Here is a 13,976-nt window from a genome sequence, read left to right as displayed (position 1 = left end):
GGTCCAGCCCTCACCGCCGTATAGAGGGAAAGGTGGTCAAGGGCAAAAGCGGCGCGCTCTTAGCGCGCGCGGTAGGTGATGCGGGCTTGGTCTAGGCGGCGTTGGCGGATTGATCCTTGCAGCAGCGCAGGCAGCCATGGTGTGAGGGGTTGGGGGTGGATGCCCAGGGTGGCGTAGCCGTCTTGTTTGCCGACGGAGTCGGTGCGCAGGGAGAGGAAGTTGTCGCGGGAGAAGGGTTTGCCGGGGAGGAGTTCGGCGAAGGTGGCCTGCAGCCGGCCCAGGCTGTCGGGTAGGGGTAGGATGGGGGTGTGCAGGCCGGCGGTGTCGCGGATGTTGCGCACGATCTCGCCCAGGGTCAGGACTTCGGGGCCATAAAGTTCGAAGGTGCGGTCGATGCTTAGTGCGTCGTCGGCGACGCAACGGGCGATGGCTTCGGCGACGTCGCCGACATAGGTGGGCGCAAGCCGTGAGGGTGCGCGTGCGAGCGGTAGCACGGGCATGCTTCGCAGCAGTTTGGCGAAGCGGCTGACGAGGCCGTCGCCAGCGCCGAACATCACGCTGGATTGGTAGATGGTCCAGTCGAGGCCGGATTGGCGCACTACGGTTTCGGCTTCGCCGCGCGTCTTCAAGTATCGCGACAGGCCCTGGCCGGCTTTGAGCGAACTCATCAGGTGCAGGCGCGACACATTGGCGGCCTGGCACGCAGCGATGACACGCCGTGGCAGATCCACGTGTGTTTCCTGGAAGGTGTGACGGCCTTGCGGGTTGAGGATGCCGATCAGGTGGATGACCGCATCGGCGCCTTCGAACTGGCGCCGCAGAGCATTGCCGTCGTAGACGTCGGTGCTGCGGATTTCCACCTGGGGAAGCACGGAGAGTTCACGGTGGCGCTCGCGGTTGCGCGAGAGCAGCACAATGCGGTGGCCATCGGCAGCCAGACGCGGTACCAGGTAGCTGCCGAGGAAGCCGGTGCCGCCGAGAATGACAAGTTGCTTGGGTTTCATGGCGATTGCACCTTCATGCTTAACGCGCGGCATCGGTAGCCGCTCCCGGATTGGCCGCCACCGGAGCGGCAACGGAGCTGGTATCGGCCGGCGCAGCGGGCGCGGGTGTTACCGGACAGGCGGCCACGCGTCGTGGCGTCTGGCCATCCGGAAGTCTATACGCCTGATCGATCGCCGGCATGCGTTCGGCCAGCGGCGTGGCCTTGCCGTTGAGGCGCCAGTCGTAGATCACGGCGAAAGCCATCACGCGCGCCACGTACTCGCGCGTTTCCTTGAACGGCATGCTCGCCACGAACAGGTCGGGTGCCAGTGAGCCGCGTGCGGCCAGCCATTGATCGACGCGGCCGGGGCCAGCGTTGTAGGCGGCACTGGCCAGCCATGGCGCGCCGTTGAAGCGCTCCGCCATCTGGCCCAGGTAGCGGGTGCCGAGTTTGATGTTGACCACGGGATCGTAGAGCGAATCGCCGCCGCTCCAGTCCAGCCCGTTGCGCTTGGCGACCAGGACCGCAGTGCTGGGTAGCAGCTGCATCAGGCCGCGCGCGTCGGCGCCGGATCGCGCATCGGACATCCAGGCGCTTTCCGCGCGCAGGATGGCGTAGGCCCAGGACGGATCGATGCCGGATTCGCGCGCCTGCGGTACCACGCCATCCTGGCTGGCCAGCGGAAAGCGTTGCTCGTAGTAGCGCAACGCATCGCCATTGTTGAAAGTGAACACGGCACGGTCGTACCAGCCGCGGCGATAGGCGAGATCCACGGCCTGTTTCAACGTGGCCTGGTCGGCGCCATCCAGGGCCTGCGTCCACTCGCGGCGCGCTGGCTTTGGCAGATCCACTGCGTACAGCTCGAACGCGCGCTGCAGGCTACGGTTGGCCAGCAGCGCCTGCTCGCGCTGCGAATCCGTGGTGAGGGTGAGCGGGCAGATACCGTAAGGAGCATCCAGGCGATCGGCGGCGAGGAAGCCGAAGTACGTGGGTTCCAGCGCCAAGGGGGCGAGCAGCTTGCGTGCTTCGGCATCGCGATCCAGTGCAGTCAGTGCGCGCGCACGGAACCAGCGCCACTCGCCGTCCTGCTGCTGTGTGGCGGGCATCGCGTCGATAGCGGCGAGTACGGCCTTCCAATCCTGCTGGGACAGTGCAACGCGCACGCGCCATTCGCGGCTGGCATCGTTCTGCGCCGCGGCTGGCAGGGCGGTGAGTCGTTGCAGGGCGTCCGCATCGAAATCGGTGGCGTGGAACACCGCCAAGGCGTTCAAGATGCGCCCGTGTTGTTCGGGGGTGAGGCTGAAACGGTTCTGCAGTTTCTGCCACGCGGTGTCGGCCACGGCGGACTGGCGTCGCGCCAGGCGTTCGAGTGCGAGCATGGCGGCTTGCCGATGACGCGGCGTGTCGGGCCAGCTATTGGCTGCTACGACGGCGCCGCCTGGATCGCGCAGCGCCATGGCCAATCGCTGTCCGGCCTGCACTTCATCCGCCGGCAGCCAGCCGGCGAGCGCGGCGATGGTGCCGCCCTGGCCCGCGTCCGCGGCGCGGTCGATGCGTGCCCATACGCGCGGGCCGGTCAACAGGCCCTGATCATGTGCCGTGCTGAGTACGGGGTCGCAGGCATTGGGCAGGTTGGGTTTGTTCCACAGCGTGGACAGGTCTCGGTCGAAATTCAGCGTGCCGCCGTTGGCCAGTTGAGCCTGCAGCGCGTAGCAGCTCAGCGCATCGCCCATGCCGGGCTGATAAAGCGAGAGGAAGTTGCCCCAGTCCTTGCGGCGCGCCAGCTCCAGCAGATAGTCGCGGCGCAAATCGTTGGCGGGGATCAGATCCGGGTAGCGCTTGAGGTACGCGTCGACCGGCGCACGATCGAGTTGGCGCAGGTCGTGGGTCAGCGCGGCCGCTTCGAGGTAGGGATACAGCGGATAGTCGGTCAGTCCCCTGGCGACATTGCGCCAGCCATCACCGCCTTGCTGGGCGGCGGCATAGGCCTGCTTGAAGGCAGCGCGCTGGGCGGCGCCGGGTTCGGCCGCTGCGACGGCGCCGACGGCCAGCAGGCAGATCGAGGCGAGAGCGAACAGTGGGCGAGAAAGGCGCCGCGGCGCTGCGGGATGGGGCATAACAACTCCTTGAACCGATCGAGGCGCAGTGTAGATCGCCGGCCAGCTCCGGGCCGCGACGTCGAACGCGCCCGGCAGAGTGGCAAAGGGCCGCTGAGCGTGGCGTTAAAACACGGCGGGCGTGACGCTGGCAAAAAGCCTTGCCCTGCTAGACTTCCGGGCTTTCCAGGCGCCGCGGCTGGCGCAAGCCCTATAGGTAGCGCATGTCGTCATCGCCCTCGTCGTCATCCCGTGTGCGCTTTTGCGTGTGGCTGGTGCTGGTGTCTGCCACGGTCGCGGGTGCGTTGTGGTGGTGGCTGATCGGCCGGCCGGTGCAGATGCCGGAAGCGCAGTCGGCGCGCATCGCCTGCGTGTCGTATGCGCCGTTCCGCGAACTGGGCGAGACGCCGTACGACTTGAATGCCTTTATCAGTCCCGAGCGCATCGACGCGGATCTGCGTGCCTTGTCGGAGCGCTTCGATTGCGTGCGCACGTATTCGCAAGGCCAGGGTCTGAGCGCAGTGCCAGAGATCGCCGGGCGCTACGGCATGAAAGTGATCATGGGCATCTGGCTGGGTCGCGATCCGGTGGCCAATGCCAAACAGGTCGAGCTCGGTATCGCTTCGGCCAAGGCGCACCCGGAAGTCCTGCGCGGCGTGATCGTCGGCAACGAGGTGTTGCTGCGTGGCGAGCTGTCGTCGAAGGCTTTGACGGAGTACGTGCGCCAGGTACGCGAGGCGCTGCCGAAGTCGGTGCTGGTGAGCTATGCCGATGTGTGGGAGTTCTGGCTGCGCTATCCCGAGATGGCGAATGCTGTGGACTACCTCACGATCCACATCCTGCCGTATTGGGAAGACGAGCCGGTGCCGCCCGAGCACGCGGTACGTCACGTCGCCGAGGTGTATCAGTGGGTGAAGCAGGCGTTTCCTGGTCGCCAAGTGATGATCGGTGAAACCGGCTGGCCCAGTGCCGGACGTCCGCGCCGTGCGGCGAGCGCCAGCGTGGTGAACGAAGCGCGCTATCTGCGCGAGTTCCTGCAGTACGCCGGCAGCGTGTCGATGCCGTACAACGTGATCGAAGCCTTCGACCAGCCATGGAAGCGCGCGCAGGAAGGCACGGTCGGCGGTTACTGGGGCATCTTCGATGTCAACGCGAAGCCGAAGTTTTCGATGCAGGGCCCGGTGACCGAAGAGCCGCGCTGGTGGCTGGGCTGGGTGGCTGGCGTGGTGGGCATGTGGGTGTTTGCGGCAGCCGGGTTGTGGCGGCGCGATTGGCGTGGCCTGCGTGGCTGGGCGGCGTTGAAGTTCGCCGGCTTTGCCAGCGGCACCGCGCTCGCCTGGCAGTACCGGCAGATGCTCTATGCCTGCCGCAATGCCTTCGAATGGGTTCTTTCCATCAGCGCCTGTCTAGTCGCGCTGGGCACGGCGATCATGCTTGCGCGCTGGATCGCCGGTTGGCTGGCCGGCGCGACGCGCCGTGCGGCACCGGGTAGCTGGTTGCGGTTTGGATGGCTATTTGTTTTGGCGCTGGAAGGTTTGCTGCTGGTATTCGACGGTCGCTATCGCGATTTTCCGCTGGGCCTGTTTGCGCTGCCGTGCATCGGCTTCGCGCTGGTCGGCTGGCTGGCTGGCTGTCGCGAAACGCCTGGCTTGGCCGTAGAGGAGCGCTTCCTGGCGTTCTGGCTGCCCGCGCTGGCGGCGGTGGTCGTGTTTCAGGAGCTCGGACTGAATACGGTGGCCTGGTTATGGCTGGGTCTGAACGTCGCGATCGCCTTGCCCGTCCTCGTCGGCTGGCGACGTGCCCGCCTGCTGGCGCAATAGGCGAAGGCAGCCCACCAGCACGGCAAACGCGCCCGCTTCATAGCAATACATCTGCAGCGCGAACAGGCCGGCCGCCGCGGCCAGCCACGCGGTAAACGGATGTTTCCAGGCCAGCGCCAACAAGGCGGCTACCAATGCAGCCCAGCCATAGCCATAGTTGAGAAAGCCCATCACCGCAGCCTGCCGCCACTGGCACCAGGCCGGGTTGGTGGCAGCGCCGTCGCACAGATGCGCCATGTCGCTGGGTTCGATCAGGCCGTAACGCAGGGCGACAGCGAGCAGGCCAACGACGGCGAGCAACAGCCAGGGCAGGGACAGGCGTAGCAACGAAGGTTTCATCGGCGAAGTTTATGGGCGCGCGGTGCGACGTGAGTGGGCAGGCGGATTTCAGCAGCCAGCGGCAAGTGATCCGAGAAGGCCTGGGGCAGCGCCCACAGCTTATCCAGATGGATCGCTTCGGAAGTGAGGATGTGATCCAGCGCGCGACGCGGCTTCCAGCTTGGGAACGTCGGCGTGGGCTGTACAGGTGCGATCAGGCTGCACTTGGCGAACAGGTGCCGCATCTCGGCGCTGTTCGCCTCGGTGTTGAGGTCGCCCATCAGGATCGCATGCGGATAGTCCTGCAGCACTTCGGCGATAAAGGCGAGCTGGCGCGCGCGTGCCGGTGCGCTGAGCGAAAGGTGCGCGATCATCACCGCCAGCGAATCATTGCCTTCGCCGAAGCGCGCCAGCAGCGCACCACGACCGGGGATACGGCTGGGCAGTGGATAGTCCAGCACGGTGCTGGGCTCCAGGCGGCTGATCAGGCCGTTGGCTGAGTGCGCCAGGCGCGCCATCGGCCGATTCGGCTGGTGGCTCCAGAACGGCATGCCGGCGGTCTCGGCCAGGTAGCGTGTCTGGTTGAGGAAGCCGGAACGCAGGCTGCCGGCGTCGGCTTCCTGCAGGCCGATCACGTCGAACTGCGGCAACACTTCGGCTAGGCGGTCGAGGTTGTCCAGCTTGCTGCGACCGGGCAAGACCGCGTTGATGCTGCGTGTGACGTATTCGCTGTAACGCTGCACGCTCGCGCCGGCGAGAATGTTGCAGCTCAGCAGCCGCAGGCGGCGTTCGGTGGTAGCGGCTTGGGCGGGGGCGGCGCGGGTCATCGGGTCACGGTGCACGGAGTGAGGCGGAGCATCGGTAATGCCGGCAAGCATGCCCACCCGGACGTGAATGCGGAGCCGTCAGGCGACGGCCCCGCGCGGCGCGGCTTACTTGCCGTTGAGTTCGCGCTTGGCCAGCCACTGGGTGAGGGCGGCCAGCTGATCCAGCGTCTTCACGGTGTTGCTGCGGTACTTGCCGTCGACCACGATGGTCGGCGTGCCGTCGATCTGCCACTTCTGCACGAAGGCCATGTCGCGCTTGATCTGCGCGGTGACTTCGTCCGAGCTGGCGATGCTGAGGAATTTGGCGCGGTCCACACCTTTGGTGGCGTAGAAGTCGGCCAGTTCGTCCAGGGTCGAGATCGGATAGTGGTCGCCGAACTTCGCCTGGAACAGCGCCAGATGGGTCTGATCGAGTGCGCCGAGTTTCTGTGCCGCGTAGAAAGCGCGCGCGAACGGCACCCACTGATCGTTGAACGCCGCCGGCAGCAGCTTGAACACCACGCCAGCCGGTAGCTGCTTGCGCATCTCCTCGGCGATCGGCGCGAAATGTGCGCAGTGGATGCAGCCGTAGGAGAAGATCTCGACCACTTCCACCTTGCCATCACTGCTGTAGCGCTGCGCGGGGGCGGGCAGGGTCACGTACTCGGTGCCCTCGGTGTAGGGCGCCGGTGCTGCGGAGTTGGACGCCGTGCAGGCGCTGGCCAACAACAGGCCGCCGAGCAGGGCGGCGATGCGCAGGCGGGCGAAACGCTTGAACATGGATATCTCTCCGGAAAAGCGGGACTGGGTAGCCATACGTGTGCCTTACTTGCCGGCGGCTTCTTTGGCGATCAGCCACTTGGTCAGCTCGATGATCTGCGGATAGCCACCTGCGCTGGTGACGTCGTAGCGGTACTTGCCGTCCACGATCATCGTTGGCGTGCCTTCGACACCATAGGCCTTCACCAGTTCATCGGCGCGCTTGGCTTTGGTGTTGATGGTGAACGAGCTGGCGACTGCGACGAATTCCTTCGGGTCTGCGCCAAACTTGGCATAGACCTTGGCGGCATCCTCAAGCGTGGGCAGCGCCGACATCGGCTTCAGACCCTGGCCGCCGGGCTTGTACGAGGTGAGCTCGCCGCTCTTCCACACGGCGTCGTACATCGCGTCGTTGGCCTTGTCCGCTACGCCGAGCGCCTGCGCCGTCAGGAACGCACGCTGCAGCATCGGCCAGTTTTCCTGCGGGATGAACGAAGCGGGCAGGTAAGCCATCACCGCATTGGCCGGCAAGCTTGAGGCCAGCTGGTTCACCGTGGGATGGAACTGGTTGCACGCCGGGCAGCCGTACGAGAACACCTCGACCACTTCGACTTTGTCGGTGTTGGTGATCTTGGGTTGTGCCGGTTCGATGCGGAAATAGTTCTTGCCTTCGACCCACTTGCCGTCGTCAACGAACGGCTCGGTCTTGGCAGCGGCGCTGGGAGTTCCGGCGGGAGCGGCGTCCGGCTTGGCGCTGTCGCTGGCCGGTGTGGTTGCAGCGGTGCCGGTGGCTGCCGGTGCGGGCGCAGTGGCAGGCGTCGCCGGTGCAGTAGCGGGCTGGGCGGGTGCGCTGGCGGCAGGCGTCGGCGCGGGCGACTGAGCAGCCCCGCTGGTATCGCTGTTGTTGCTGCAGGCGGCGAGCGCGAGCAAGGAGACGCACAGGAGGGGCAGACGCTTCAGCATGGATACCTCGGGAACAATGTGGCGTAAAAACGATAACGCCGGCTCGGGGCCGGCGTTGGTCGATCAGGGCGTGGCCGGCTTGCTGCTGGTGCCCTCGGCGGCGTGCAGGCCTTCGATATAACTGGCCAGCGCGGCGATGTCTTTGGGATCGAGCTTCTGCGCAATGCCCGGCATGATCTTGGCGTGGGCATCGTCGCCCCAGCTGCCGCCATCGTGCATGGCTTTCAGTGTGGCCTCGATGTACTGGGCGTGCTGGCTTGTCAGCTGCGGATACATGGCGCCCGGGTTGCCGCGGCCATCGACGCTGTGACAGGCCATGCAGGCCGGAATGCCGCGCGTGTTGTCGCCCTCGCGATACAGCTTCTGGCCCTGCGCGACCAGCGCGGCGTCGGCCACGCCCGGCAGGGCGGTCTTGGTGGCGAAGTAGGCGCCGATGTCGCGCATGTCCTGCTCGGACAGCGGGGTGGCCATGCCCATCATGATCGGGTTCTGGCGCTTGCCGCTCTTGAAGTTGGCGAGCTGATGGGCGATGTACTGCTCGCTCTGGCCGGCCAGCTTGGGGTACTGCGCGTCGCTGGAGTTGCCGTCCATGCCATGGCAGGCACCGCAGGCGGCAGCCTTGCCGGCACCGGCGCTGGCGTCGCCCAACTGCACGCCAGCGGGCGCCTCAGCCGCGGGCGCGGCGGCTTTTTCGGCGCTGGCGGCAGCTGGCTGTGCAGCGGTGGCCGCGGCGGCGGGCTTGGCTTCCTGCGCCGAAACGACACCGGCTGCAAGTGCGAAGACGAGGGCTACGGCATAACCAAAAACAGCGGGCCGGGAACCAGCGGGCCGAAAACTCATACACTTGTCTCCAGAAAAACTGCTATGGCTGCACGGCGCGCGGCGTGGTGGCGCCCGTAACTGGCAGAAACCTTGGAATTATCCCTGCCGCATCGTAGCCGGTCAAACCAGAAGAATCCTCCAAATGAGCCCCAATCCTCTTCAGGGCGCCCAGTTCGTGCTGGCCGCCCATCGCATCAATCAGTTGCCTGCCGATGACGGCGGGGAAGTGGCGTTCGCCGGGCGCTCCAACGCCGGCAAGTCCAGCGCGCTGAACGCGCTCACCGGACACAAGGGGCTGGCGCGCACCTCGAAGACGCCAGGCCGCACGCAGCAGATGGTGGCGTTCTCGCTGCCGCCGCTGGTGCAGGGTGAAGGGCAGCCCCCGCTGCAGGTGCGGCTGATCGATCTGCCGGGCTATGGCTATGCGAAGGTGCCGCCGGAGCTGCGCGATCATTGGAAGCAGGAGATCGATGCCTACCTGCACCAGCGCCGCAGTCTGCGCGGTGTGGTGCTGATCGCGGATATCCGCCATCCGTTGAAGGAGTTCGACCGGATGATGCTGGAGTTCTGCTTCCAGACGCACTTGCCCTGCCTCTTGCTGCTGACCAAGGCCGACAAGTTGTCGCGCAACCAGGCTTCGCAGGCGCTGGCAGCGATGCGCAAACAGTTCGCGGAGCAAGGATTGCAGGCGACGGTGCAGGTGTTCTCGTCGTCTGAAGGGACGGGCGTTGAGCCTGCCCGCGAAGCTGTTATGACGTTGCTGCGTCAGCCACGCGAGTTAAGAAGTTAGCCGTTCACGGCCTGCATAAAGACCGCACACAGCGCTTCCATGCCGGCGCGGTCTTCGTCGTCGAAACGGGCGACCAGCGGGCTGTCCACATCCCATACGCCGAGCAGGCTGCCATCGGCCTTGACCAGCGGCACGACGATTTCCGAATTCGACGCGGCGTCGCAAGCGATGTGCCCTTCGAACTCATGTACGTCGCGTACCAGCTGGGTCTGTCGACTCTGCGCCGCGGTTCCGCATACGCCGCGACCGATCGCGATGCGCACGCAAGCTGGTTTGCCCTGGAACGGACCGACCACCAGCTCCTCGCCGTCGAACAGATAGAAGCCGGCCCAGCTCAGATCCGGCAGGCTGTTGAAGACCAATGCGGCGAAGTTCGCGGCATTGGCGATCAGATTGGGTTCGTCGGCCAGGATGCCGCGCGCCTGCGCACATAGATCTTCGTAATGTTCGCGCTTGCTGGCATAGGTTTGCGTGGCAACTTCAAACATGGCGCGGGTCCGCACGGAAAGGCCGTATTATGCGCTCACGAAGGGCGAGGGCGCAGGCATGAACGCGATCGTGCACCGGGAGGGCGTGGAGGCCGGACGCCTGGATATGTTCGTGGACGGCGCGTTCGCCTTCACCCTGACCCTGCTGGTAATCGGCGGCGATGTGATTCCGGACAGCACCGCCAAGTTGTTGCATGCGCTGGGTGGTATTCCCGCGTTCGCCGCCTGCTTCTTCCAGATCGCCTTCTTCTGGCACGGTCATGTGCATTGGCGCGAACGCTGTCCGGAAAGCGACGCACCGAGCCGCTGGCTGTCGCTATTACTGGTATTTTTCGCGCTGATCTTCATCTACCCGCTGCATATGGTGTACGCCAGCGTATTCAACGGCATCAGCCCGATCTTCCCCAGCGAGTTCCGGCCGGCGAACACGTCGGACATGCGCATCCTGTTCACTTGCTTCGGCCTTTGTTACGCCTGCATGGCGGGAACCCTGACCATGCTGTTCCGTCACGCCGCCAAGCGTGCGGAGCGCGAAGGTTTCGATGCGCGTTTCGCGCAATTGGGTCAATGGAAGTGGAGCGTGCCGGCGGCGATTGGTCTTGCCTCCGCGCTGGTGGCCCTGCTGATTCCTGATAGCGCGCCAGGCATTTTGTGGATGCTGCCGGGCACGATGTACGCCTTGTTGTTCCTGATCGGCCCGGTCACCACGCGGTTCCGCCGCAGGCACGGTCTGGCATGAACGCGTCGGCCGTCTTTATCGCGGGCACCGATACCGGTATCGGCAAGACGCACGCCGCGTGCGCGCTGTTGCATGCGCTGCGCCGCACCGGCGATTCCGCGTGCGGCATGAAGCCGGTGGCGAGCGGCTGCTTTCCTACGCCGGACGGCCCGCGCAATGAAGACGCGCTGGCGCTGCAGTCCGCCAGCAGCGTGCCGGTGCCGTATGAGCTGATCAATCCGATCGCCTTGCGCGAGCCGCTGTCGCCGCATCTCGCCGCCATGCACGAAGGTGTGACGATCTCGCTGCCGCCGCTGCGCGAAGCGTTCGAAGCCCTGCTTGCCAGTCACGACAAAGTTGTCGTCGAAGGCGTCGGTGGCTGGCTGGTGCCGCTGGCCTGGGGGCTCTCTGCCGCCGACATACCGAAGGCGTGGCGCCTGCCGGTGATCCTGGTGGTTGGCCTGCGCCTGGGTTGTCTCAGCCATGCCTTGCTCACTGCGCGAGCGATTGTGGAGGACGGTTGCGAATTGCTGGGCTGGATCGGCAATCGCGTCGATCCCACGATGGCGGCGGTAGAGGAAAATGTGGCGACACTGCGCGAGCTGTTGCCGGCGCCGTGTCTGGGCGTGCTGCCGCACGGCGTCGAGCCAGCGCTCGCGGCGCGTCACCTCGATGTGGGCGCGTTGGTCGATTAGGTTTCAGGTATCTCAGCGGAGGAATACAGCCATGGCGGGTCGCAATCATTACTTTCTTTCCATCGACGATCTGGCCCACGCACGCGGTCCGGAGCCATCGCTGAGCTACGACGGCGCCGGCCCCAGCGATTTCGCTGCTGCGCTGCAGGAGGCGCTGCGCTCACCCGTGCTGTTCGAGCGCTGGCGCGCCATGCAGCCGGAGCCGGACGAAGTGGACCCCACCCTGGGCGCCACCGATCCGGCGGCCGAGTCGAGCGCTCGCGTAGCCGACCTGCACACCGACGTCGACCTGATCACCAGCCTGCCGATGCGCATCGTGCGACACCGGCTGAACCTGCTGATTGGCCCCGGCTGGCAACTGCGCGATATGCGCGCCGCCTGACCTCGCTGACTTCATGCCGTTGACTTCTGGCTCTTGGAAGAAAGCGCCGGCTGTGGTTAGAGTCGAGGGCTGTCATATCAGCGCCCGTGCCGCGGGCGTGCCACCCTGGGAAGCCTGATGCCTCGTCTCCGCGCACTTGTGATCGCCACTTCGATCGCCCTCGCTGCCTGCTCGCAGCCGTCCAACGACACCGCCAAGACCGCCGGCACGCCGCCGGCGGCAGCCTCTACGGCGCTGACGGTCGCGGCTGCTTCCACGGCCAATCCGTTCTTCGTGGCCAGCACGTTGCCGTTCGAGGCACCGCCGTTCGACAAGATCAACGAAGCCGATTACCAGCCGGCGATCGAGGCGGGGATGAAACAGCACCTCGTCGAGATCGAAAAGATCGCCGATAACTCGGAAGCGCCGACCTTCGACAACACTTTTGTGGCGATGGAGAAGTCGGGTGCCTTGTTGACCCGCGTGCAGCACGCCTTCGATGCCATCACCAGCGCCAACACCAGCGATGCGCTGCAGAAAGTGCAGGAAGAAGAGGCGCCCAAGCTGGCCGCGCACCAGGACGCGATCTACCTCAACGAAAAGCTGTTCAAGCGTGTCGAGACGATCTACCAGCAACGCGAGTCGCTGAAGCTCGATCCGGAATCGCTGCGTTTGGTGGAAGTGACTTATAAGAACTTCGTGCACAACGGCGCCAAGCTGTCCGAGGCTGACAAGACCAAGCTGAAGGAACTCAACAAGGAAGAGTCCACGCTCAGCACGCAGTTCACCAACAAGCTGCTGGCCGCGACCAAGGCCGGTGCGGTGGTGGTGGACGACAAGGCGAAGCTGGCCGGTCTTTCCGACGGCGACCTCGCCGCGGCCGAGCAGGCCGCCAAGGAGCGCAAGCTCGACGGCAAGTGGGTGCTGCCGCTGCAGAACACCACTCAGCAGCCGGAACTGCAGAGTCTGGACGATCGTGCAACCCGTGAGGCGATGTTCAAGGCTTCGTGGGAGCGCGTCGAGCATGGCGACGCCAACGACACCCGCGCCATCATCGAGCGCGTTGCGCAGCTGCGCGCGGAGCAGGCCAAGCTGCTCGGCTTCCCGAACTACGCGGCGTGGAAGCTGGAAGACCAGATGGCGAAGACGCCGGAAGCGGCCATCAAGTTCATGCAGAACCTGGTGCAGCCGGCTACGGCGCGCGCGCAGACCGAAGCCAAGGACATCCAGGCGGTGATCGACCAGCAGAAGGGCGGCTTCAAGGTCGCGGCCTGGGACTGGAGCCATTACGCCGAGCAGGTGCGCAAGGCCAAATACGATCTCGACGAGTCGCAGATCAAGCCATACTTCGAACTCGACAACGTGCTGCAGAACGGCGTGTTCTACGCTGCCAACCAGCTCTACGGGCTGACCTTCAAGGAGCGCAAGGACATCCCGGTGTACCAGTCGGATGTGCGTGTGTTCGAGGTGTTCGACAAGGACGGCACTTCGATGGCGCTGTTTTATTGCGACTACTTCAAGCGCGACAACAAGAACGGCGGCGCCTGGATGAGCAACTTCGTCGACCAGTCCAAGCTGCTCGGCACCAAGCCGGTGATCTACAACGTTGCCAACTTCACCAAACCGGCACCGGGCCAGCCAGCGCTGCTGTCGTTCGATGATGTGATCACCATGTTCCACGAGTTCGGTCACGGCTTGCACGGCATCTTCGCTGACTCTGAATATCCGAGCCTGTCGGGTGCCAACACCGCGCGTGATTTCGTGGAGTTCCCGTCGCAGTTCAACGAACATTGGGCGACCAACCCCAAGGTCTTCGCCAACTACGCCAAGCACTATCAGAGCGGTGAGCCGATGCCGCAGGCGCTGGTGGACAAGATCAAGAAGGCTGCCACCTTCAACAAGGGCTACGACATGACCGAGCTGGTGGCTGCCGCCCTGCTCGACATGAACTGGCATAGCCTGAGCGCGGATGCGCCGAAGCAGGATGCCGACAAGTTCGAAGCCGACGCCCTGAAGAAGGACAAGATCGACCTCAGCTATGTGCCGCCCCGCTACCGCTCCAGCTACTTCCAGCACATCTGGGGTAACGGCTACGCCGCCGGCTACTATGCCTACCTGTGGACGCAGATGTTGTCCGACGATGCCTTCGAGTGGTTTAAGGAGCACGGCGATCTGACCCGCGAGAACGGCGATCGCTTCCGCGCCATGATTCTTTCGCGTGGCAACACGGTGGAGCTGGGCAAGCTGTATCTCGATTGGCGCGGCAAGGAGCCGAGCGTCGAGCCGATGCTGATCGACCGTGGCCTTAAGACCGAAGCGCCGAAGAAGAAGTAAGTATTTTGGCGATGGATGGAA

General features: G+C 65.0%; 14 protein-coding genes. 6 read left to right on the top strand and 8 right to left on the bottom strand.

Features of this window, described 5'->3' with window-relative positions; genetic code table 11:
• Positions 1 to 59: 59 nt before the first annotated feature.
• Positions 60 to 1,004 carry a complex I NDUFA9 subunit family protein gene (locus tag BM338_RS03560; RefSeq protein WP_090450095.1) on the bottom strand — a complete coding sequence of 315 codons (945 nt, stop codon included), beginning with the start codon at positions 1,002 to 1,004 and terminating at the stop codon, positions 60 to 62.
• A 19-nt stretch (positions 1,005 to 1,023) separates the two neighbouring features.
• Positions 1,024 to 3,102, bottom strand: a complete 2,079-nt coding sequence (locus BM338_RS03555) for a transglycosylase SLT domain-containing protein (RefSeq protein WP_090449443.1) — start codon at positions 3,100 to 3,102, stop codon at positions 1,024 to 1,026.
• Between the two features lie 203 nt (positions 3,103 to 3,305).
• On the opposite strand from BM338_RS03555, the gene BM338_RS03550 reads away from it, so the two are divergent.
• Positions 3,306 to 4,901 (top strand): glycoside hydrolase family 17 protein, encoded by a 1,596-nt coding sequence (locus BM338_RS03550; protein ID WP_090449442.1) that lies wholly within the window; start codon positions 3,306 to 3,308, stop codon positions 4,899 to 4,901.
• Here BM338_RS03550 and BM338_RS03545 read toward each other — a convergent pair.
• The 5 genes from BM338_RS03545 to BM338_RS03525 all read right to left on the bottom strand — a co-directional run bounded on the left by BM338_RS03545 (position 4,824) and on the right by BM338_RS03525 (position 8,587).
• Complete coding sequence (locus BM338_RS03545; protein WP_090449441.1) at positions 4,824 to 5,240, bottom strand: hypothetical protein; 417 nt, start codon at positions 5,238 to 5,240, stop codon at positions 4,824 to 4,826. The two genes, BM338_RS03550 and BM338_RS03545, sit on opposite strands and share 78 nt — an antisense overlap.
• Positions 5,237 to 6,046: an endonuclease/exonuclease/phosphatase family protein gene (locus tag BM338_RS03540; RefSeq protein WP_090449440.1), complete on the bottom strand. Its 810-nt coding sequence runs from the start codon at positions 6,044 to 6,046 to the stop codon at positions 5,237 to 5,239. The genes BM338_RS03545 and BM338_RS03540 overlap by 4 nt, the downstream gene beginning before the upstream one ends.
• A gap of 105 nt (positions 6,047 to 6,151) precedes the next feature.
• Positions 6,152 to 6,805 (bottom strand): thiol:disulfide interchange protein DsbA/DsbL, encoded by a 654-nt coding sequence (locus tag BM338_RS03535; protein WP_090449439.1) that lies wholly within the window; start codon positions 6,803 to 6,805, stop codon positions 6,152 to 6,154.
• A gap of 45 nt (positions 6,806 to 6,850) precedes the next feature.
• Entirely contained in the window at positions 6,851 to 7,747 is an 897-nt protein-coding gene (locus BM338_RS03530) for a thiol:disulfide interchange protein DsbA/DsbL (protein WP_090449438.1), read from the bottom strand.
• 63 nt (positions 7,748 to 7,810) lie between these two features.
• Positions 7,811 to 8,587, bottom strand: a complete 777-nt coding sequence (locus BM338_RS03525) for a c-type cytochrome (RefSeq protein ID WP_090449437.1) — start codon at positions 8,585 to 8,587, stop codon at positions 7,811 to 7,813.
• 124 nt (positions 8,588 to 8,711) lie between these two features.
• On the opposite strand from BM338_RS03525, the gene yihA reads away from it, so the two are divergent.
• The gene (yihA, locus tag BM338_RS03520) at positions 8,712 to 9,359 is read left to right on the top strand and encodes a ribosome biogenesis GTP-binding protein YihA/YsxC (RefSeq protein WP_090449436.1); all 648 of its coding nucleotides are present in this window, start codon (positions 8,712 to 8,714) and stop codon (positions 9,357 to 9,359) included.
• Here the strand turns inward: yihA and BM338_RS03515 are convergent.
• Positions 9,356 to 9,847 (bottom strand): GAF domain-containing protein, encoded by a 492-nt coding sequence (locus BM338_RS03515; RefSeq protein WP_090449435.1) that lies wholly within the window; start codon positions 9,845 to 9,847, stop codon positions 9,356 to 9,358. The genes yihA and BM338_RS03515 overlap by 4 nt on opposite strands.
• 58 nt (positions 9,848 to 9,905) lie before the next feature.
• Between BM338_RS03515 and BM338_RS03510 the strand changes: the two genes are divergently transcribed.
• The 4 genes from BM338_RS03510 (at position 9,906) to dcp (ending at position 13,955) form a co-directional block, all read left to right on the top strand.
• Complete coding sequence (locus BM338_RS03510; protein WP_090450094.1) at positions 9,906 to 10,586, top strand: TMEM175 family protein; 681 nt, start codon at positions 9,906 to 9,908, stop codon at positions 10,584 to 10,586.
• Positions 10,583 to 11,260 carry a dethiobiotin synthase gene (bioD, locus tag BM338_RS03505; RefSeq protein WP_090449434.1) on the top strand — a complete coding sequence of 226 codons (678 nt, stop codon included), beginning with the start codon at positions 10,583 to 10,585 and terminating at the stop codon, positions 11,258 to 11,260. The genes BM338_RS03510 and bioD overlap by 4 nt, the downstream gene beginning before the upstream one ends.
• Positions 11,261 to 11,291: 31 nt before the next feature.
• Entirely contained in the window at positions 11,292 to 11,642 is a 351-nt protein-coding gene (locus tag BM338_RS03500; RefSeq protein WP_090449433.1) for a hypothetical protein, read from the top strand.
• 117 nt (positions 11,643 to 11,759) lie between these two features.
• Positions 11,760 to 13,955: a peptidyl-dipeptidase Dcp gene (gene dcp, locus BM338_RS03495; RefSeq protein ID WP_090449432.1), complete on the top strand. Its 2,196-nt coding sequence runs from the start codon at positions 11,760 to 11,762 to the stop codon at positions 13,953 to 13,955.
• Positions 13,956 to 13,976: the final 21 nt, after the last annotated feature.

This window comes from Dyella sp. OK004 (assembly GCF_900114495.1).
In the GTDB taxonomy this organism is placed as follows: Bacteria; Pseudomonadota; Gammaproteobacteria; order Xanthomonadales; family Rhodanobacteraceae; genus Dyella_D.
This window is presented reverse-complemented; position numbering and strand designations above follow the sequence as displayed.

Excerpts from the sequence above, each read along its gene's own strand:
- BM338_RS03560 (WP_090450095.1), bottom strand. The coding sequence starts at position 1,004 with ATGAAACCCAAGCAACTTGTCATTCTCGGCGGCACCGGCTTCCTCGGC.
- BM338_RS03555 (WP_090449443.1), bottom strand. The coding sequence starts at position 3,102 with ATGCCCCATCCCGCAGCGCCGCGGCGCCTTTCTCGCCCACTGTTCGCT.
- BM338_RS03550 (WP_090449442.1), top strand. The coding sequence starts at position 3,306 with ATGTCGTCATCGCCCTCGTCGTCATCCCGTGTGCGCTTTTGCGTGTGG.
- BM338_RS03545 (WP_090449441.1), bottom strand. The coding sequence starts at position 5,240 with ATGAAACCTTCGTTGCTACGCCTGTCCCTGCCCTGGCTGTTGCTCGCC.
- BM338_RS03540 (WP_090449440.1), bottom strand. The coding sequence starts at position 6,046 with ATGACCCGCGCCGCCCCCGCCCAAGCCGCTACCACCGAACGCCGCCTG.
- BM338_RS03535 (WP_090449439.1), bottom strand. The coding sequence starts at position 6,805 with ATGTTCAAGCGTTTCGCCCGCCTGCGCATCGCCGCCCTGCTCGGCGGC.
- BM338_RS03530 (WP_090449438.1), bottom strand. The coding sequence starts at position 7,747 with ATGCTGAAGCGTCTGCCCCTCCTGTGCGTCTCCTTGCTCGCGCTCGCC.
- BM338_RS03525 (WP_090449437.1), bottom strand. The coding sequence starts at position 8,587 with ATGAGTTTTCGGCCCGCTGGTTCCCGGCCCGCTGTTTTTGGTTATGCC.
- yihA (WP_090449436.1), top strand. The coding sequence starts at position 8,712 with ATGAGCCCCAATCCTCTTCAGGGCGCCCAGTTCGTGCTGGCCGCCCAT.
- BM338_RS03515 (WP_090449435.1), bottom strand. The coding sequence starts at position 9,847 with ATGTTTGAAGTTGCCACGCAAACCTATGCCAGCAAGCGCGAACATTAC.
- BM338_RS03510 (WP_090450094.1), top strand. The coding sequence starts at position 9,906 with ATGAACGCGATCGTGCACCGGGAGGGCGTGGAGGCCGGACGCCTGGAT.
- bioD (WP_090449434.1), top strand. The coding sequence starts at position 10,583 with ATGAACGCGTCGGCCGTCTTTATCGCGGGCACCGATACCGGTATCGGC.
- BM338_RS03500 (WP_090449433.1), top strand. The coding sequence starts at position 11,292 with ATGGCGGGTCGCAATCATTACTTTCTTTCCATCGACGATCTGGCCCAC.
- dcp (WP_090449432.1), top strand. The coding sequence starts at position 11,760 with ATGCCTCGTCTCCGCGCACTTGTGATCGCCACTTCGATCGCCCTCGCT.